Raw genomic sequence first — 19,138 nt, 5'->3', positions numbered from 1 at the left:
CGGCATCAGGAACCCGCTCAATCGCCCGAATAAGCTTGCGCCCAAAGGCAAGTTCAATAAACTCGGGATCAACAGGGGCAGGACATATCATGACACAGACAAGCGTTAATCTCGCGCTCGTGAAGACGGTCTATGAGGGCTTTGCGGCGGGCGACATGCCGCGCGTTCTCGGCACGATGGCGGACGACATCGTCTGGAACGAAGCACAGGGCAATCCCTATGCCGACCAGAACCCCTATGTCGGCCCGGAGGCGATCCTGACAGGCCTGTTTGCACGTTTGGGCGGGGACTGGGAGAATTTTACGGCCACGCCGTCAGAATTCATCCTGTCCGATGATACGGTCATCGTGTTCGGAACCTATACGGGCCGCTTTATTGCGACTGGCAAGGCGATGAATGCGCCTTTTGTCCATCGCTACACCGTTCGGGACGGCAAGATCGCAGCCATGCAGCAATATACGGATACGGCTGCCCATGTGGAGGCAATGGGCGCGTAGACCGCCTCTGGTTCGGCGATTTATCGGCTGAGCCGGATATCCGATTTGACCATTTCGCCGATCATGGCGAAGCGATCTGAAATATTGCCGGACGTCGCCTCCATGAAGAGGTCGGGTGAGGAGGCGCAATTCCGCATGGCTGAGCGCGCCCGCGTGCTGCTCGTATCATAGAGCACGGTAATGACCGTGACACCGTTCGACGCCGCCGCGTCGCAGATCGACTGCAAATTGCTGGCGGCCTGATCCATCGTCAGACGGTCCCCCGGGCCATAGCTGGGACGGGTCTGTTCTCCATCGCTCAGCATGACGATGAATTTCTGCTTGCCGCCGCTGAATTCAGACGCGGCAAATGGCGGGTTGGGCGAAATGAGCTGATAGCCGATTTCGGCACCGAGCGAGGTATTCGTCCCGCGATGCGGACGCATGGCCAGAAGCTGCGCGATCACGGCGGCATGATTATCCGTCAGCGGCTGTACAACCAGCGAGCGCGGCACATATTGCCCGCAATCCGTCCCGCCCGCGCCCCATTTGCTGCGGGCCGATCCGTTCGGTGTCTTGTCGCTCACCACGAAGGGCCAGCGGCGGCTGATGGTGCAGCCGACCCAAGGCACGCCCCGGACACCCCCGACGGCATACTGACCATCCAGTGTCATGAAGACTTCCTCCGCGAAAGGCACGAGACCGAACTCGATCTCCGCATCATCACTCGCGCTCAGATCCCGGACGAGATTGACCGCCGCCGTGCGCATGGCCACATATTTGCTGTTCATCGAGCTGGAATAATCGAGCACCAGAACGATCTCGGCATCGACCACGCCGCCTTCCGCCATCGCTTCGGAGAGCGCCGTGACAGGCAGCGTATCAAAGCCGAACATGTGCATCATGACGGGCTGATAGGTCATTTCCCCGGTGCCGATGACGAGGCCGCTTTTGTCGATGTTCAAGGTAATATCCGTCGGGATGCCCGTCAGGTTGGCGATATTCGCCTCTGCGACGCGTTCGCCGTGAAGCCGGCGCGCGTCATCGGACTCGCTATCGAATGAAGCGGCTGCGAGAACACCACTGTCGACCGCATTCTGCAATTGCGACTTCAGCGTCCCCATGCGCGTATAGTCGATCGCCGCGCCGATCGCGCCCAGCAACAGCAGCGCAGCAACCGCCGTCATGCTGGCGACATTGCCCTTATCCGATGACCGGTAATCGGTCCGGGTCTGGCTGAGCCATTGTCTGATCATGTAAAGTCCGCGCCCTTCCGGAAGACAAACGCAATGCGTCCTCCACTCCGGCACACAATAGACAGACAGTCTTCACGAAGCGTTCGCGGTAATGGTTAAGCGGGCGTGAAGCCGGACCAGGCGCGTATCCAAAAGAGACGATGACAACAGAGGCGCATGTCCGCATTTCGCGGCTTCGTGGCACAGTCTGCCATAGGCTTTGCAAATCCCGCATTGCCTTGCCCCTGCGCGCCCCCTAGTCAGCGCCCATGCCTGTCATTCAGTCCAAGATCGATACGACCTCGCCGGAGTTTGCCGAAAACCGTGCGGCCATGGAGGCCCTGACCGATGATCTGCAACGTCTGGTCGCCCATTACGCGCAGGGCGGTTCCGAACGCGCGAAGGAAAAACACGTCTCGCGCGGCAAGCTGTTACCGCGCGAGCGCGTCGAACGGCTGCTCGATCCGGGGTCGCCTTTCCTGGAGCTGTCGCAGCTCGCCGGCCATGACATGTATGAATTCGAGGTGCCGGGCGCGGGCATCATTACCGGTATCGGTCGGGTGTCAGGCCGTGAATGTATCGTCATCTGCAACGACCCGACCGTAAAGGGCGGGACTTATTTTTCCATGACCGGCAAGAAGCAGCAACGCGCGCAGGATATTGCGCGCGAAAACCGCCTGCCCGTCATCTACCTTGTGGACTCCGGCGGCGGCTACCTGCCGCGCCAGGCCGAAATGTTCGCTGACCGCTTCCACTTCGGCCGATCCTTCTACAATCAGGCGCAGATGAGCCGCGAAGGTATCGCGCAGATCGCCTGCGTCATGGGCAGCTGTACGGCGGGCGGTGCCTATGTGCCCGCCATGGCGGATGAGAGCATCATCGTCGCCAATCAGGGCACGATCTTCCTCGGTGGACCGCCACTGGTGAAGGCCGCCACGGGCGAAGAGATCGACGCGGAAAGCCTGGGCGGCGGCATGCTCCACGCCAGCCAGTCCGGCGTAGTGGACCATCTGGCCGCCAATGATGATCACGCGCTGGCCATTGTGCGCGATATTATTGCAACGCTTGAGCCGGTCGAGCCGCACTTCCTGCCGACGGGCGAGGGCGACGATCCACTCTACCCGGCACACGAGCTGGGCGGCGTCGTCCCCGCCGACATTCGCAGGCCCTATGACTGCCGCGAGATCATCGCGCGCATCGTCGATGGCTCGCGCTTTACCGAATTCAAGGCACTCTATGGTCCGACGCTGGTCTGCGGCTTTGCCGAAATCCACGGCTATCCGGTCGGCATTCTCGGCAATAATGGCGTGCTGTTCTCGGAGTCCGCCATGAAGGGCGCGCATTTCATCGAGCTCTGCTGCCAACGGAAAATCCCGCTCCTGTTCCTGCAGAACATCACCGGATTCATGGTCGGATCCAAGGCGGAAGCAGGCGGTATCGCCAAGCACGGAGCCAAGATGGTTCACGCCGTCGCCAATGCGCAGGTGCCGAAATTCACCGTCGTCGTCGGCGGCAGCTACGGTGCGGGCAATTACGGCATGTGCGGACGCGCCTATGAACCGCGCCTCATGTTCATGTGGCCCAATGCCCGCATCTCCGTGATGGGCGGCGAACAGGCCGCCAATGTCCTGGCCGATGTCGCACGCGGCTCAGGCGACTGGGACGCCGACCAGCGCGAAGCCTTCATGAAACCGATCAGAGACAAGTATGAGGCGGAAGGCCACCCCTATTATGCCAGCGCGCGCATCTGGGATGACGGCATCATCGCGCCGGAAGACACGCGGACGGTGCTGGGTCTGGGGCTCGCAGCTACTGCTAACGCGCCAGTGCCGGATATGAGCTTCGGCGTGTTTAGAATGTGAGGCGACATTTTTGATCCGGGGGATCAAAATTTCGCCGAAGCGCGCGTCCGCGCGGCAAAAGACTCAATCTTTCTCCGTATGAGAAAGAAAGGATCGAGATGAAAAAGATCGAAAAGATATTGATCGCCAATCGTGGCGAGATCGCCTGCCGCGTGATCCGCACGGCGCGCGAGATGGGCATCGCCACGGTTGCGGTCTATTCCGACGCCGACCGCGACGCGCTGCATGTGCGCACCGCCGATGAAGCCGTGCACATCGGCCCGGCCCCGGCTGCCGAGAGCTATCTCGTCATCGACAAGATTATCGACGCCGCGACCAAGATGGGCGCGGACGCGATCCATCCCGGCTATGGCTTCCTGTCGGAAAATCCCGCCTTCGTCCGCGCCTGCGAAAAAGCGGGCGTCACCTTTATCGGCCCGTCCGCGGAAGCCATGGAAGCGATGGGGCTGAAAGATGCCGCCAAGGCGCTAATGATCGAAGCGGGAGTTCCCGTCACGCCGGGTTATCAGGGCGAAAATCAGGACCCGGATGTCCTCGCCGGCCAAGCGTCCGAGATTGGCTATCCTGTGCTGATCAAGGCCGTCGCGGGCGGCGGCGGCAAGGGCATGCGCAAAGTCGACAAGGCCAGCGACTTCAAGGACGCGCTGGCCTCCTGTCAGCGCGAAGCAACCGCCTCTTTCGGTAATGATCATGTTCTGATCGAGAAATACATCCTATCGCCTCGCCATATCGAAGTGCAAATTTTTGGCGACAGGCACGGGCACGTCATCCATCTGTTCGAGCGCGACTGCTCGCTGCAGCGCCGCCACCAGAAAGTCATCGAAGAAGCCCCGGCCCCCGGCATGACGGAAGACGTCCGCGTCGCCATGACCAGCGCCGCCATCCGCGCCGCCGAAGCGGTCGATTATGTCGGTGCTGGTACGGTTGAATTCATCGTAGACGGATCGGGGGAGCTTCGTACTGACGGCTTCTGGTTCATGGAAATGAACACCCGCCTGCAAGTGGAACATCCGGTAACGGAAGAAATTACCGGGCTCGATCTGGTCGAATGGCAGATTCGCGTGGCTCAGGGTGAGGCGCTGCCCGCACAGGACACGATCACGCTGGAGGGGCACGCCATCGAGGCACGGCTTTACGCCGAGGATCCCGACACGGATTTCACTCCAAGCGTCGGTCGTCTGCACCATTTCCGCCTGCCGGGCGATGACGTACGGGTCGATACGGGATTCGAGCCCGGCGACATGGTGTCCCGTCATTATGACCCGATGATCGCCAAACTGATCGTTCATGCCCCGAGCCGCGAACAGGCGATCGACCATCTGCGCCGTGCCACGAGCAGAACATCGACCCACCCCGTCAAGACCAACGCAGCGTTTCTGCAGGCCCTGCTCAGGACGGACCGCTTCCGCGCGGGTGATGTCGACACGGACTTCATTGCCGATCATGATCTGAGCAGTCGGGCCCTGCGTTTGGAGAAACTGGCCAAACGGGTCGGCCCGAAGGAAACAGGCGGGCCGTTCGGCTCCGTCTCTGGCTGGCGGCTCAACGGGCCCACGCGACAACGCATGCATGCCTATGTCGACGGTGTCGTTACCGAGCTCCCCTTGCGGCCCGGCAAAGCGAAAGCCGGGATCGTACGTGTCGGCGACAGGGCCGTGAAAGTCGGCATGCCGTCCGACCTGCTCGACGCCGCTCTCGGGGCCGACACGGTCAGCGCCCCCATGCCCGGGAAGGTGATCTCCATCCTTGTCGCACCAGGCGACGCCGTCACAGCGGACCAGCCGCTCGTCATTCTCGAAGCGATGAAAATGGAAATGACCCTCAAATCCCCACGCGACGGCATCGTCGCCGAAGTTACGGCCAAAGCGGCCCAACTTGTCGATGACGGAGAGGCACTGGTCCGTCTGGAAGAGAGCTAAGCCCCTTTTTTTCGCTGAGCGTCCACCCTCTTTGCGGCCACGTCAACCTTGCGCCGTCTGTAGTTGGCATGAGGGAGCCTGATCTCGGTGCTGCGGGCGGTGGAATGCGCCTTTGAGCGGGTCGCCCGTCGTTACGGGCTGTTCGTGAGACCGTTCCAGCCGATACACTGATCCTGAACAGACCCGCTTGCGAGTGTGCTTGGCTTTCGCGACGAAACGACACTCTCCTTTTGCTCCGATCACGGGGCAAAGCCTGCGCCTCGTGTCATTCCTGACGATGAGGGTTCAGATCCAGTCTGATGCCGGATACCGCCTCCGGTTGGAGAAGGGCGTCTGCCTGCAAACCAAATCGTTCCCGGCATTTATCGCCGGGGACAAGTAGGCAGGTGTGACTGAAATTTTATGGGACAAGTCTGACCGGGCTGGGCTAGGGATTTTCTCGTGCCGACTGTCTCGCCGGAATTGCCGCCTCGATTGACCCGCCTTGCCCGGCTGGCGCGCGCTCGGCTGATCTGGGAATGTTACGCGCCCACACTGGCTCTGTCTGCACTGGCTTTGTCCCTGTTCATCGCGGCGAGCATTCTCGGCCTATGGGAAGTAGTTGGCGATCCTTTGCGGGCCCTCGCCTTGCTGGTCGTGCTGGTTCTGATCGGGCGCGGCGCGGTTGCGGCATCGCGCCTGCCCATACCGACCCGGTCCGATGCGCTGCGGCGGCTGGAAGCCACCGCCGGTCTGTCGCATCGTCCACTCGATACGTTGCAAGATCAGGCCGTTCTAGCCCCCGATCTGTGGCCCGCCCATCGGGAACGCGCTCGCGATCAATCTGCAGCGATCCGGCGCATCGGGCGCACGCCAGCGCTCTCCCCGATCGACCGGTATGGTTTGCGTTTTGTGGCGCCGATCCTGATGATTCTGGCCCTGTTTCTGGCTTGGGGATTCGGCACGGAGCGGCTGCGCCGGTCAATCATGCCGACCATATTGCCGCCAACTAACCCTTATAGTGTCACCTTTGAAGCCTGGATCGATCCACCGGATTATACAGGCCGCCCGCCCATCTATGCGCAAGGCGACCTGACCCTCCAGGCACCGGTCGGATCGATGCTGGTGGTGCGCGCATCCGGCGCACGCGGCCTGCCCCGTCCCCGCTTTACCGGGCCGAATGGGGCGCGCTTCCTGACCCCGGAACGGCTCGGCCGGAACGGGACGGAAGTCCGCACGCTGATTGACGGGTCCGGGACGCTGGACTGGCGGATCGGACCGCGACTGAAACGCTTCACCATCGATGCCACACCGGATGCACCGCCCGTGATCGATTCGACCAACCCCCCCGAGACCGACAAGCGCGACCGCCTCGTCCTCGTCATGGACGCCGTCGATGATTACGGGGTGGACCGCGTCCTGCTGGAAATGGTCGAACTGACGGACGGCATGAATGCCGAAACAGCGTTTGACGGGCCCACTACAACCGTCGACACGGACACGCCGCCGTTCGCCCAGGCATCCGACCGGTCCCTGAAACTGGATCTGACCCGTCACCCGCTGGCAGGTCGGAAAGTCATCGCACGACTGGTCGCCGTCGATGGAGCCGGACAGCACGGCGTCAGCGAGCCATTCTACACGACGGTGCCGGACAAGATTTTCGTCGAACCGCTGGCCAAGGCGATCATCGAACATCGCGGCCTGCTGCTCGCCGGTGCGGGGGACTATGCCCCTCCGCCGCCTGGCCATCCCGACATGGACGCGTCGGACGGCAGCTTCGACACCTATCAGGATGAGTGGCGCATGGGCCGCGCCCCGGCTCCCATACAGCGCGCAGCCTTGCTGATCGAAGCCGTCACGGTCGCGCCCGATCCGGCCCTGTTCAACGACCCTGTCGTCTATATCGGACTGCGCCATGCCGGGAAATCGATCCGCTATGCCCGCTCGGCAGAGGCGCTGAACGGCCTGCCGGATCATCTGTGGAAGCTGGCCATCCGGGCGGAATTCGGCGTCCTGGGCACGGCCCTGCAGGAAATGCAGGAGGCCCAGCAGGCGCTGAACGAAGGCATTGCGCGCCGTGCCCCGCAACGCGAAATTGATGCGCTGTTCACCCGCTATAATCAGGCTGTGGACGCCTATATGGAAGAGCTGCGCCGAAATGCGACTATTGCCGATAGTGAAGGCGGTGGCGGCGACGGGCCGGCCCTTGGATCGGTCGACCAGATCCAGGAACTGCTCGACGCGATCGAGGAAGCCAACCGTATTGGCGACACGGAAGGCGCGCGCCGGGCCCTGACGCAACTGGCCGAACTGCTTGAAAATCTGCAGCTGCAACTCTCACCGGGCGGCGGCGGCGAAGGCGGCGAGCCCTCCGGCGATAGCGAGATGAGCGAAGAAATGCGGCAACAGCTCGAAGAACTGGCCGAGAGCCTTGGCGAGCAGCGCGAATTGCAGGACGAAACCCGTCAGGCCGAACGCGACGAATTCCGCGAACAGATCGGCGAAACGCCCACAGGCGAAAGCCAGTCCCCCGAAGCGCTGGCACAGCGCCAAGCCGAAATCGAAGCGATGATCGAGGGGCTGCAGGACCGTCTGGGCGATGAGTCCGGCGACCAGCCGGGATCACAGCCGGGCGATGCGCTCCAGGATGAGGGCGGCGCTGGTGAACAACAAGGTGGACAGGAACAGGGCGGCGATACGCCCGGTGAGGGAGAGGCGGAGCAAGGCGGACAGGGCTTTGGCGCCGATGAGAATGCCGACGAGGCCTTTGGCCGCGCGCGCGATGCCATGCGCGACTCCGAAGCTGCGCTGGGTCGCGGCGATTTGCGCGGATCGCGTCAGGCGCAAGCCGAGGCGATCGACGCGCTGCGATCGGCGGGGGATGCCTTGGCCCGACAGCTGGAGAATGACGCAAGTGCGGATGGCGAGGCGACGGATCCGCTGGGCCGCCAGACCGGCACGCTCGATTCTGACAATGCCGAAGCCGACATTGATCCGCGCGACAATGCGGAGCGGTCGCGCGAAATCATCGAGGAACTACGCCGCCGCGCTGCCGAGGCCGAACGCAATCAGCAGGAACAGGACTATCTGGAGCGGTTGCTGAAACGCTTCTAGGGCTGACGCGCGTGTTGGAAAAAAGCGGCTCAGTCGAGCGGCTGGGCACCCCAGAGCAGACGCTGCGGCACGTAACCCTTAAGACCCCCCGCCGTCCGCACACGACAGATACCGTTTGTCTTGCAATCTTCCAGCGCCACCAGCGCGCCCCGTTCGATCCGCGCCAGCTGGCGCGAATCCGCCTCCGTCTTGGCGCGCAACACCGCCTCCCCCGTCAGCATGGCAAATCGCTCGCCCGACAGGGCTGGCTTGCGAACCCACGCCTCATCACCATGAATGTCACGAACCTTGCGCCACATCTCGGTTTCGGCAACTACGATCAGCGGCAATCCACGGCGTCGGTACTGATAGGCGACGGGATGGCTGCGCGAGGGTCCCGTGCGTGCATTCACCTTGCCGAACTTCAGGCTGACATAGCGCGGCACCGGAAAGCCCGACGGCGTCTGATCGGCAGAAACACGGTAGAACCCGGATAAAGGCGCTGGTACAGGCTGCACCACAACCATCGTCTGCGCTGTTGGCTGCGCCACCGTCTGCGGCGATCCATCCCCGGCCACCACAGCAGCCGCTAAGCAGGTCGCGACAACCAGCCCGATAGTGGCGCTGACAAGACTGGACGGGAATCGGATCCGCATGGGACAGACATTACCGATCAGCGTTAAATCCGCGTTAAACAGTCGCGATCTGGCGGTTCAAACCTTCGCTTATGGGTCTTGCTCCGCTGGCGCTGCCGGGCCACAAGAGACCTATGGTAACATCCCGCTCCCCGATCCCGAATCCGCGTGTGGTTGTAACCCGACGCCTTCCGGATCCTGTCGAAGCGCGCATGCGCGAACTGTTCGATGTCGTGCTGCGAACCGACGATACGCCGATGAGCCAGACGGCGCTGCAGGAGGCGATCGCGCATTGCGATGTCTTCGTCCCGACCGTGACCGACACAATCGATGCCGATGTCATTGCCGCCGCATCGGACCAGCTGAGCCTGATCGCCAATTTTGGGGCTGGTACCAATCACATCGATGTCGCCGCCGCGCATGCGCGCGGTCTCACCGTGACGAACACGCCAGGTGTACTGACCGAAGATACGGCCGATCTGGCCATGGCGCTGATCCTGGCCGTGCCGCGACGACTGGTCGAAGGGGACCGACGGATGCGCGCCGGTGGGTTTGATGGCTGGGGCCCGACGCATATGCTCGGGCACCGCGTCCGGGGCAAACGGCTCGGCATTCTGGGCATGGGCCGGATCGGCAGCGCCGTCGCACGCCGCGCCCACGCCTTCGGGCTGTCCGTGCACTACCATAATCGTCAGCGCGTCCCAGAAACCATGGAACGGGCGCTGGATGCGCGGTGGCATGATACGCTGGAAGATATGCTGACGGAAATCGACATCCTGTCGATCAATGCGCCGCTGACGCCCTCCACCCGGCACCTGATCGACGGGCGCACGCTCGCCCTGATGAAACCGGACAGCTATCTGGTCAACACGTCACGCGGCGAGATCATCGACGAAGCCGCGCTGGCCGACGCGCTGGCACAAGGCCGCCTCGCTGGAGCCGGTCTGGACGTCTATGAGGACGAGCCGCGACCGCACCCCTCACTTCTGGGTCTCGAGAATGTGATTCTCGCCCCCCACATCGGATCGTCTACACATGAGAGCCGCCGTGAAATGGGTGAAAAGGTTCTCATCAATATTCGCGCCCATATCGACAATCACGCCTGTCCAGACCGGGTTCTCCCGCCGGGCGCGCGCCTCTCTCTTGCTTCCTAGGAGCCACCCATGACCCGCATTCTTCTGCTGTCCGTCGCCACACTTGTGATGAGCAGTGCGTCTCCGCTTGTCGCAAGCGCCCATGATCAGCATTCCCACACCGTCGAGCGCCCGGCCCCGGAAGACCCGCAACTGCGCGTCGAAAAAATCACGGATAATCTGCATGTGCTGTTCGGATCCGGCGGCAATATCGGTGTCAGTTCCGGTCCGGACGGTGTCGTGTTGATCGATGACAAGTTCGCCCGCAACGCCGAGGAAATCCTCTATCATGTGCAGCAAATTGCCGGCGAGAACGACAATCTCCTCTTCGTTATCAATACCCATCTGCACGGCGATCACACCGGGTCCAACCCGGAGATGAAAGAGGCCGGCGCCATGATTATGGCGCATGAGAATGTCCGGACACGCATGGGCACCAGCTATATGAACAAGGCTTGGGGCCGGATGAACGAGGCCAAGAACGAAGACTTCTGGCCTGTCGTGACATTCACCGATCAGGCGAGCCTGCATTTCAACGGCATTACGGCCCGCTCCATTCACGTCCCGTCAGCCCATACGGACGGCGATACGATCGTCCTGTTCGAAGAACCCAATGTCGTCCATATGGGCGACAATCTTTTCCTCGGCATGTTTCCCTTCGTCGATGTCGATAGTGGCGGATCGATGCAGGGTATGATCGCGGCCCACGACAAGGTTCTGGCCATGGCCGACGCCGACACCGTGATCATTCCTGGACACGGACCGATCACGGATCGCGATGGGCTCACCGCAGCACGCGACAGGCTGCAGGCCATCTATAACCGCGTCAGCGAACACAAGATGGCGGGCAAGTCCCTGCAGGAGATCATAGACGCCGAACCGCTCGCCGATATGGCCGATCTGGACGGCTTCATCGATCAGGGCGGAATCATCACGGCCGCCTGGCGCTCCATGGGCGGCGACTTCGAGGGCCCGTCTGCGGAGTAGGTTGTAAAACGATCTGATAACATCAGCCTGATGACATCAGACTGTCACGACAATCCGTACAGTAACGACTGATCGCAGGATGGGAGAGACGGATGCGGATTTCGAGACGGGGCGCGCTGCGCAGTACGCTACTCGGCGGTCTGGCCACAGGGCTGAGCGCCTGCACCACGACCGGCACTGGCACGCGCGCGGAGCCGAACGGAGCGCAGTTCGACCATGGCGTCGCGTCCGGAGAGCCGTCTGAAAATGGCTTCCTGATCTGGACGCGGATCACATGGGTCAACGCGCCAGCGGGTGCGGTTGATCTGCGTTACGAAATTGCGACGAATGCGGACTTTACCGACATTGCCTATCGCGGCGACACACGCACCAGCGCCCAGCGTGACTGGACCGTCAAGGCCGAGACGCGGTCGCTCCGGTCCGGCGAGACCTATTACTACCGGTTCCTGATCGGCGACGCCGTATCCCCAACCGGGCGAAGCCGGACCTTGCCGACAGGAATGGTGAGCGCCGCTCGCTTCGCCGTCGTCTCCTGTTCCAATTACGCGTTCGGCCATTTCAATGTGTATGACGCGATTGCGCAACGCGATGATGTCGACGCCGTCATCCATCTGGGCGATTACATCTATGAATACAGCACGGCCGGTTATGGCGGCGCAGTGTCCAGACAGATCGGGCGGGAGCATCAGCCGGACAAGGAGATCGTGACTCTGTCCGACTACCGGACCCGTCACGCCCAGTATAAATCCGATGCGGGCAGCCAGGCCATGCATGCGGCCCATCCGCTGATCCCGATCTGGGATGACCACGAAACGACGAATAATAGCTGGGAAGGCGGCGCGGAAAATCACGATCTCGGCGAAGGGGATTGGAATGAGCGTCGCAGTGCGGCCTTGCGAGCCTATTATGAATGGATGCCTGTGCGCGACCCGGCTCGCGGTCAGGCTGCGGAAGAACTGATCCGTGATTTTCAGTGGGGTGATCTGGTCACGTTGGCGACGCTGGAAACCCGGCTCATGGCGCGCTCGGAACAGCTCGATTATGCTGTGATAGGTGCGGAGCTGGCGACCCCGGAGGGCCTGGAAAAATTCAAGACGGTCGATCTGGTTGACCCTTCGCGTGAATTGCTGGGACGACCGCAGTCCGAGCGCCTGACCCAGACCATGACGGAATCGGTTGCATCCGGCACACGCTGGCGCGTGCTCGCCAATCAGATCATCATGGCGGAAGTCACCACTCCCAACCTGACACCGATTGCGGATTCACCGGCCATTGCGGAGCTGGAAAAGGTCGTGCCGCAAATTCGTGACTTCATCGCCCTGACCACGCTCGACATTCCGCTCAACCTCGATGCGTGGGACGGCTATCCGGCTGCGCGGGAGCGGTTTTACGCCGCCATGGCAGAAGCCGGAGCGACCGACCTGATCGTGCTGACGGGCGATACGCATGAATGGTGGGCGAATGAGCTGCGCGATAATAGCGGGCGCCGTATGGGTGTTGAACTCGGCACGAACGCCGTGACCTCACCGGGCTCATCGAGCTATTTCGGACCCGAAGCCTCGACCTACTCGGCGCTGCTCGCAGAGCGCAACCCAATGGTTCGCCATCATGATCCGGATGGCAAAGGCTATATCGACCTGTCACTGGACAGGGACGAGGCGAAAGCCACCTTCATCGCCGTCGATAATATCCTCAGCCTGGATTATGCTGCTGCGCCACGCGCGACATTCGACATCATCCGTACAGATGCCTCACTGGCACTGAACAAGCGCTAGCGACCAACAAAAGGAAAGGCCGCACGGCGTTTGACCTGCCCATAGGCGAAGCTTGTATCGATCGATGCGATCCCACCGATCCGCTGCAGATCATGGCGCACGAAGCGTTCATAGTCGGACAGGTCCGCGACCATCACGCGCAACAGATAATCGGCCTGCCCCGTCATAACGTGGCATTCGACGATATTGTCATTGGCGCGGACCTTCGCCTCGAACCCATTGACCGTATCTTCGTCGTGACGCTCCAGCCGGACGCGAATGAACACGGTGATCGGTAGCCCATAGAGATCGGGGTCGATCTCAGCGTGATAGCCGCGAATGACGCCAGCGCTTTCCAGAGCCTTGAGGCGGCGAAGGCAGGGCGAAGGCGACAGGCCGACATGATCGGCCAGCTGCCGATTGGTCATGCGCCCATCGCGCTGCAAAGCTCTGACAAGTCTCCGGTCTATCGCATCCATTTTTGACACTTCATGCTAATCAATGCCTTAACTAGACAACATTAGCACGATAATGCTGCTGAAAATAGCACATAAGCCACTCGACGATTTCCATCGGAGCCTTCGGCATGCGCGATTCAAACTCACCATCCGGCTTTGCCACACGGGCCATCCATCACGGTTACGATCCGCTCGATCATGGCGGATCGCTCGCCCCGCCCGTTCACATGACATCGACTTTCGTATTCGGGTCCGCAGATCAAGGCGGCGCGATTTTCGCCGGAGAGGCACCCGGCCACGTCTATTCGCGCATATCCAATCCGACACTCGATCTGCTGGAGCAGCGCATGGCGTCGCTCGAAGGGGCGGAAGCCGGACTGGCCACAGGATCGGGCATCGGTGCGATCACGGCCAGCCTCTGGACAATTCTGCAGCCAGGCGACGAAATCATCGTCGACGAAACGCTCTATGGATGCACTTTCTCCTTCCTGCATCACGGGCTGGAAAAGTTCGGCGTGATCGTCACTCATTGCGATCTGACCGAACCGGATACGCTTCGCCGGGCGATCAGCAACCGGACGAAAGTCGTCTATTTCGAAACTCCCGCCAATCCGAATATGCGTCTGGTCGACATCGATGCCATCGCGAAGATTGCCAAGTCCGCCGATGCGCTGGTCATGGTCGACAACACCTATGCGACACCCGTGCTGACGCGTCCGATCGAACGCGGCGCGGATCTGGTCGTGCATTCGGCAACCAAATATCTGGGCGGACACGGGGATCTTGTCGGCGGCATCGTCGTCGGCTGCAAAGAGCTGATCGACGAAATCCGGTTGTACGGACTGAAGGACATGACGGGCGCCGTGATGGCGCCGATGACGGCCATGCTGATATTGCGCGGCCTCAAGACGCTGGAACTGCGGATGGAGCGCCACTGCTCCAGCGCTCAGACGGTTGCCGAGGCGCTCGCCTCGCATCCTGCCGTCGCAAGCGTCCTCTATCCCGGACTGTCCAGTTTCGCGCAACGCGAGTTGGCGGATCTGCAGATGACGACTGAGGCCGGACCGGCCTATGGCGGCATGATCGCCCTGGAACTGCATGGCGGTATCGAGGCCGGGAAAGCCCTGATCGACGGCCTGTCCATGATCCATTGCGCCGTGTCGCTTGGCGATGCCGAAACGCTGATCCAGCATCCCGCCTCTATGACGCATAGTCCCTACACGCCGGAAGAGCGGATCAGGCACGGTATTTCGGACGGGCTGGTCCGCTTGTCGGTCGGACTGGAAGCGGTGGACGATATTATCGCCGACCTGATAGTCTCGCTGGATGCATTGAGCGCGCCCAGTCTCCTCGCAGCAGCCGAATAGGCGCAGACTGGATTGGTTTCGCGATCCGGCACAGAACCTGCATGGCAACGCTTCCCCACGATGGAGACTATCGCCATGAAAATTGCCCTTATCGCTGCTGCGTCGACCTTTTTGGTGGCCTTGCCGGTCGCCAGTTACGCGCAATGCGGGCCGTCCACGGCCAGCTCATCCAGCGTGAGCTGTGAAAATGGCGTCAGGGTCGTCCGGCATACTTATGCTCCACTGCCATCGGTCTCGCCCGCCACGGCTGCGCAAACCCGTGTTCAGCGCGAGCGGATCGCTCTTGAACGGGCGCGTCTGCGCCAGCAAGCCGCTCAGGCTGAGCGGCAGGCCCGCCAGGAGGATGAACGCATTCGCAATCAGGGCTATCTCTACCGCGATGCGAACAGCCCGCTGCGTCAGCGGACGCGCCCACTAGGCTATGGGACGCGTGGAATCAGCAATCAGCGCGTGGCCATCATCACCCCGCGTTAGGGATGAGCCGAGACGTAATCCCTGACTGATATTTTCCCTGGCCGACGCTGTGCGCCGGGCGGCGTGGGCATCACTGTGCGATCAGATAATCGATCAGGGCCAGCGCTTCCGTACTCACCCACTCCGCCTCACCGGGCAAGCGCGCCACTTCGCGACCGGACCGGTCATACAGGATCGATGTCGGCAGACCCGGCAGGTCCAGTTGCGCATTCACGCTGTAATTCGGATCATGAATAATCGGGATCGCCGATAGCTCCATACGCGCATAAAATGTCTCTATCTCCTCCATGGTTCGGTCGAGGCTGATCGGCACGACGGCGAAATCTTCGCCCCCACGCATCCGCTCCAACTCATCCAGGCTCGGCATTTCGACGACACAAGGCGCACACCAGGTCGCCCAGACATTGACCAGCACAACTTTGCCGCGGACATCCTCCAGCGTCATCGTGCCTGTCGGCGTCTGAAATGTGGCGCCGGATTGCAGGGGTGGATTATCGAGTACCGTCAACTTCGTCAGGCTATCGACACCGAAGCGTTCCAACGCACCTTCCGGCGCCTGGCAAGCCTTGACGAGCGTCAGCGCAACAGCCAGCAAGCCGGCCAAGATCATCAGTCTGATGGCATTCGTCAGCGTGAACATGAAAGCAGGATAAAGCGTGACGCACGGTAAGGCCACAGCTGACCCGCAGGCAATTTGGCGCAATGCGACGCAGCCCGTGAGGGCGTACGGCCAGAGCCTCAGGTCATGATGAGCCTCTTCGATCCCGCGATCCGCTTCTCTGCGATCCTTATACTGGTTCTGATCGCCTTTATGGCACAGCGTGATCTGCTGCCATCGCGCAGCCGCGTGTTTCTGCAGCTTGCCTGCGTAAGCGTTATCGGGTCCTTGCTCGACTTCACGCCTGACTACATCGCGACGCAATCCTGGATTACCCGTCTGGCCGGCCTGGTTTCCGCGTTCGACCTGCCCCTCATCTGGCTCTTCATCATGACCCTATTCAGTCGCGCGGTTCGCGTCGGACCAATCGCGGCTCTGATCGGGATCAGCTACAGCCTGCCGAAGTTGACCTCCCATATCGGACGCAGTTTCGATCTGTCCCTGCCGATCTGGCATGCTGCTCTGATCGCCAACATCTTCGGGCTGATCATCCTCATCCACATCGTGACGCGCCTGCTTCTGGACCGCCGCGACGACATGCTCAACCGACGTCGACGCTCACGCCTTCAATTTGCCGTCGCTCTGGTTCTGTTCTCGGCCGGCTCCACACTGGCTAATTATCTCGTGCCACTAGACGCCTTGCCTACGGCACGCGGCGCACTCGTCTGGATGGGTACACTTTATGCGTTCGTCCACCTGATCCATATACCGGAAGATGCGCTTCTGTTTTCCGCAACACGCGCGGCCTCGCCTCCGCCGGAGGACAGGCTGCCGGACGCGCTGAGGCGACGTATGGTAGTGCTTGAAGCAGAGATGACACAGCGAAAACCCTATCTCGAAGCGGGATTGAGCATTGGCGATCTGGCGAACCGGTTAGGCATCAGCGAAACGCAACTGCGCGAGACGATCGGCGACGGGCTCGGCCACGACAATTTCAGCAGCTTCATCAACAGCTACCGGATTGCCGACATCAAGCGGGCGCTGCGCGATCCGGATCAGGCCCATTTGCCGATCCTGACGATCGCATTGGATCACGGCTTCAGCTCTCTCTCGCCGTTCAACCGGGCGTTCAAGACTCATGTCGGGGTTACGCCGTCAACTTTCCGAAAAAAGCCCTCTGCTGGGTGATAAACGGAAATCGACCAGCTTTTTCCGACAAATCGACGCGACCGACCTGACCGACCTGCTATCGCTATCTGGCCTGATAAGGAGGCGAGATGATGAGACATTCAGGACCCGCTCGGTGGGCCGCGCCGCTTATATGTGCTGCTCTGATCTGTAGCTGTGGCCCGTCAAAGGCCGACAGCCCTGACCTCATCATAAGCGATGTCAGCCTCTTCGACAGTGAGACAGGTAAGGTCGTGCCAGACCAGTCTGTCTTCATCGAAGATGGCGTCATCGTGGCCATTCGTTCCGTATCGGACACTGAATCGGCCCCGCAGATTATTGACGGCAATGACCGCCTGCTGATCCCCGGCCTGATCGACACCCATATTCATATGCGACATCAGGTGATCGCCACCCGGACATTGAGCGAAAAGGACTGGCCCAGATTGGCCCAGACCTATCTCGACCATGGGGTAACGACGGTTGCCGAAATGGGTCAACCTCCGGCTTGGGTCCCGACCTTGGTCGCATGGCAGAACACGCCCGTCGCGCACCGTCCAGACATGGTGCTGGTTGCTGGGTCCATCGGCTCCACCCATGATTGGGACGAGACGCCGCCGCCCCACCACGTTCTCGTCGCCTCACCCGATGAGGCGCGCGCGCAGGTTCGGCGCTATCGCGACCAGGGCGCGCGGCGCATCAAGCTCTACTGGAAACTGGAACGACCTGAACTCACTGCGGCCATTGACGAGGCCGCCAAGCTCGGCGTTACGCCTTATGGGCATATCGATAATGGGTTCGTGAACATTGCAGATGCCATCGATGATGGTCTGCGCAATTTCGAGCATGTCTTCACGCTGACCCGCAGTGTCAGCAGTCCCGACCCGATGATTGCTTTGATCCGTCAACAGACAGAGTTGCGCGACCATGAAACGCTTGATGAGTGGACACGGGGGCTTACCCTTTATCATGACGTTATTGAGCGCACACCCACGCTACGGGCCGACATGGACCTGCTGATTGACCGTCTGGCCGAAACCCGTTCGAGCATAAGCACAGCGCTGAACGTGCTTGCCGCAAATGCGGGGCAGAGCGACGTCTATTCGGGCTTTGATCCTTACCCCCCGCGCAGCGAGCCTGATATCCGTCCAGACTTCGTCGATCCGGACTATGCCCGCGCCGCCTTTCTGAATGTGATGGTGCAGGTCCGGCGCGCGCATGAGGCCGGTGTCATGATCCGTTTGGGCACGGATGCCAGCAATGGTGGCGAAGCCGCGCTGGCCGAATTGCAACTGCTTGCCAGGAGCGGCATTCCCATCGCCGATGTCTTACGGATCGGGACCATCAACGGAGCGCGGGCTCTGAACATCGATGACCGGGCCGGAAGCATTGCCGTAGGACGTCCTGCCGATATGGTTCTGTTTGAGCAGAACCCATTTGCAGATCCTGTTCATTTCAGGGCTGGCGTTACCGTGGTGAAATCCGGGGTCGTTCATGTTCCAGCTACGCGCCCTGTCGAGGCCTGGCTGGCGGCTTATCGCGCTGAAGGGCTGGCCGGTGCGACGCAATGGCTGACAGATAATCCGGACGCCCGGCTCCACCCCAGCGACATCGCCGCAGCGATGAGCGGATATATGCATGACGGCAACATCGTCGCGGCCCAGCACATGATCGATCAGCTTCGCCATCCCGCGACGCAACTAAACGGCGAAGCGGTTGAAGATTATTTCAGCAAGCGGTTCATGCGACGGGCAGCCTATCGCCTGCTGGAAGAGGGTGAGCTTAATAAAGCGACACAACTCTTCCAGCTTCGTGTCGACCTATTTCCGCAAGATGCCGACGCCATCTACGGGCTGGGAGACGCACGCGCGACCGCTGGCCAACATGAGGCGGCGATCACCGCCTACCAGTCATCGCTCGCGCTAGACCCCGATAATGAAAACGCCGTGATCATGATCGAGCGGCTTCGCGGCCTGATCGCGGACACAGAGTAGAAGACCG

The 19,138-nt window shown here is 61.3% G+C and carries 15 protein-coding genes; 11 read left to right on the top strand and 4 right to left on the bottom strand.

Annotated features, from left to right (window positions below; genetic code table 11):
- The first annotated feature begins 89 nt into the window (after positions 1-89).
- Complete coding sequence (locus AB6B39_RS04165; RefSeq protein ID WP_284373313.1) at positions 90-497, top strand: nuclear transport factor 2 family protein; 408 nt, start codon at positions 90-92, stop codon at positions 495-497.
- A gap of 20 nt (positions 498-517) precedes the next feature.
- Here AB6B39_RS04165 and AB6B39_RS04160 read toward each other — a convergent pair whose 3' ends face one another.
- On the bottom strand, positions 518-1,732 hold the full coding sequence (locus AB6B39_RS04160) for a vWA domain-containing protein (protein WP_284373315.1): 1,215 nt from the start codon (positions 1,730-1,732) through the stop codon (positions 518-520).
- A 248-nt stretch (positions 1,733-1,980) separates the two neighbouring features.
- Here AB6B39_RS04160 and AB6B39_RS04155 point away from each other — a divergent pair, with 248 nt between their 5' ends.
- The 3 genes from AB6B39_RS04155 (at position 1,981) to AB6B39_RS04145 (ending at position 8,585) form a co-directional block, all read left to right on the top strand.
- Positions 1,981-3,573, top strand: a complete 1,593-nt coding sequence (locus tag AB6B39_RS04155; RefSeq protein ID WP_284373317.1) for a carboxyl transferase domain-containing protein — start codon at positions 1,981-1,983, stop codon at positions 3,571-3,573.
- A gap of 98 nt (positions 3,574-3,671) precedes the next feature.
- Complete coding sequence (locus AB6B39_RS04150; RefSeq protein WP_284373320.1) at positions 3,672-5,492, top strand: acetyl/propionyl/methylcrotonyl-CoA carboxylase subunit alpha; 1,821 nt, start codon at positions 3,672-3,674, stop codon at positions 5,490-5,492.
- Positions 5,493-5,933: 441 nt separating this feature from the next.
- Entirely contained in the window at positions 5,934-8,585 is a 2,652-nt protein-coding gene (locus tag AB6B39_RS04145) for a DUF4175 family protein (protein ID WP_284373322.1), read from the top strand.
- 29 nt (positions 8,586-8,614) lie between these two features.
- Here the strand turns inward: AB6B39_RS04145 and AB6B39_RS04140 are convergent, their stop codons facing one another.
- Positions 8,615-9,220 (bottom strand): SH3 domain-containing protein, encoded by a 606-nt coding sequence (locus AB6B39_RS04140; RefSeq protein ID WP_284373325.1) that lies wholly within the window; start codon positions 9,218-9,220, stop codon positions 8,615-8,617.
- 113 nt (positions 9,221-9,333) lie between these two features.
- On the opposite strand from AB6B39_RS04140, the gene AB6B39_RS04135 reads away from it, so the two are divergent.
- From AB6B39_RS04135 to AB6B39_RS04125, 3 genes are all read left to right on the top strand, one after another.
- Positions 9,334-10,353, top strand: coding sequence for a 2-hydroxyacid dehydrogenase (locus AB6B39_RS04135; protein ID WP_284373327.1), 1,020 nt, complete (start codon positions 9,334-9,336; stop codon positions 10,351-10,353).
- A gap of 9 nt (positions 10,354-10,362) precedes the next feature.
- Complete coding sequence (locus AB6B39_RS04130) at positions 10,363-11,319, top strand: MBL fold metallo-hydrolase (RefSeq protein WP_284373329.1); 957 nt, start codon at positions 10,363-10,365, stop codon at positions 11,317-11,319.
- A gap of 92 nt (positions 11,320-11,411) precedes the next feature.
- Positions 11,412-13,094, top strand: a complete 1,683-nt coding sequence (locus AB6B39_RS04125; protein ID WP_284373331.1) for an alkaline phosphatase D family protein — start codon at positions 11,412-11,414, stop codon at positions 13,092-13,094.
- Here the strand turns inward: AB6B39_RS04125 and AB6B39_RS04120 are convergent.
- Complete coding sequence (locus tag AB6B39_RS04120) at positions 13,091-13,552, bottom strand: Lrp/AsnC family transcriptional regulator (protein ID WP_284373334.1); 462 nt, start codon at positions 13,550-13,552, stop codon at positions 13,091-13,093. The two genes, AB6B39_RS04125 and AB6B39_RS04120, sit on opposite strands and share 4 nt — an antisense overlap.
- Positions 13,553-13,659: 107 nt before the next feature.
- On the opposite strand from AB6B39_RS04120, the gene AB6B39_RS04115 reads away from it, so the two are divergent.
- Positions 13,660-14,898, top strand: coding sequence for a methionine gamma-lyase (locus tag AB6B39_RS04115; RefSeq protein ID WP_284373336.1), 1,239 nt, complete (start codon positions 13,660-13,662; stop codon positions 14,896-14,898).
- 75 nt (positions 14,899-14,973) lie between these two features.
- The gene (locus AB6B39_RS04110) at positions 14,974-15,372 is read left to right on the top strand and encodes a hypothetical protein (RefSeq protein WP_284373338.1); all 399 of its coding nucleotides are present in this window, start codon (positions 14,974-14,976) and stop codon (positions 15,370-15,372) included.
- Positions 15,373-15,442: 70 nt separating this feature from the next.
- On the opposite strand, the gene AB6B39_RS04105 is transcribed toward AB6B39_RS04110, so the two are convergent.
- Complete coding sequence (locus AB6B39_RS04105; RefSeq protein ID WP_284373341.1) at positions 15,443-16,012, bottom strand: TlpA family protein disulfide reductase; 570 nt, start codon at positions 16,010-16,012, stop codon at positions 15,443-15,445.
- Between the two features lie 105 nt (positions 16,013-16,117).
- Here AB6B39_RS04105 and AB6B39_RS04100 point away from each other — a divergent pair, with 105 nt between their 5' ends.
- Positions 16,118-17,158 carry a helix-turn-helix transcriptional regulator gene (locus AB6B39_RS04100; RefSeq protein WP_284373343.1) on the top strand — a complete coding sequence of 347 codons (1,041 nt, stop codon included), beginning with the start codon at positions 16,118-16,120 and terminating at the stop codon, positions 17,156-17,158.
- Between the two features lie 89 nt (positions 17,159-17,247).
- Positions 17,248-19,131 (top strand): amidohydrolase family protein, encoded by a 1,884-nt coding sequence (locus AB6B39_RS04095; RefSeq protein WP_284373345.1) that lies wholly within the window; start codon positions 17,248-17,250, stop codon positions 19,129-19,131.
- The last annotated feature ends 7 nt before the right edge of the window (positions 19,132-19,138 follow it).

The organism is Algimonas porphyrae (assembly GCF_041429795.1).
In the GTDB taxonomy this organism is placed as follows: Bacteria; Pseudomonadota; Alphaproteobacteria; order Caulobacterales; family Maricaulaceae; genus Litorimonas; species Litorimonas porphyrae.
This window is presented reverse-complemented; position numbering and strand designations above follow the sequence as displayed.

Coding starts and splice junctions, on each gene's coding strand:
- AB6B39_RS04165 (WP_284373313.1), top strand. CDS start 90: ATGACACAGACAAGCGTTAATCTCGCGCTCGTGAAGACGGTCTATGAG.
- AB6B39_RS04160 (WP_284373315.1), bottom strand. CDS start 1,732: ATGATCAGACAATGGCTCAGCCAGACCCGGACCGATTACCGGTCATCG.
- AB6B39_RS04155 (WP_284373317.1), top strand. CDS start 1,981: ATGCCTGTCATTCAGTCCAAGATCGATACGACCTCGCCGGAGTTTGCC.
- AB6B39_RS04150 (WP_284373320.1), top strand. CDS start 3,672: ATGAAAAAGATCGAAAAGATATTGATCGCCAATCGTGGCGAGATCGCC.
- AB6B39_RS04140 (WP_284373325.1), bottom strand. CDS start 9,220: ATGCGGATCCGATTCCCGTCCAGTCTTGTCAGCGCCACTATCGGGCTG.
- AB6B39_RS04135 (WP_284373327.1), top strand. CDS start 9,334: ATGGTAACATCCCGCTCCCCGATCCCGAATCCGCGTGTGGTTGTAACC.
- AB6B39_RS04130 (WP_284373329.1), top strand. CDS start 10,363: ATGACCCGCATTCTTCTGCTGTCCGTCGCCACACTTGTGATGAGCAGT.
- AB6B39_RS04125 (WP_284373331.1), top strand. CDS start 11,412: ATGCGGATTTCGAGACGGGGCGCGCTGCGCAGTACGCTACTCGGCGGT.
- AB6B39_RS04120 (WP_284373334.1), bottom strand. CDS start 13,552: ATGGATGCGATAGACCGGAGACTTGTCAGAGCTTTGCAGCGCGATGGG.
- AB6B39_RS04115 (WP_284373336.1), top strand. CDS start 13,660: ATGCGCGATTCAAACTCACCATCCGGCTTTGCCACACGGGCCATCCAT.
- AB6B39_RS04110 (WP_284373338.1), top strand. CDS start 14,974: ATGAAAATTGCCCTTATCGCTGCTGCGTCGACCTTTTTGGTGGCCTTG.
- AB6B39_RS04105 (WP_284373341.1), bottom strand. CDS start 16,012: ATGTTCACGCTGACGAATGCCATCAGACTGATGATCTTGGCCGGCTTG.
- AB6B39_RS04100 (WP_284373343.1), top strand. CDS start 16,118: ATGATGAGCCTCTTCGATCCCGCGATCCGCTTCTCTGCGATCCTTATA.
- AB6B39_RS04095 (WP_284373345.1), top strand. CDS start 17,248: ATGATGAGACATTCAGGACCCGCTCGGTGGGCCGCGCCGCTTATATGT.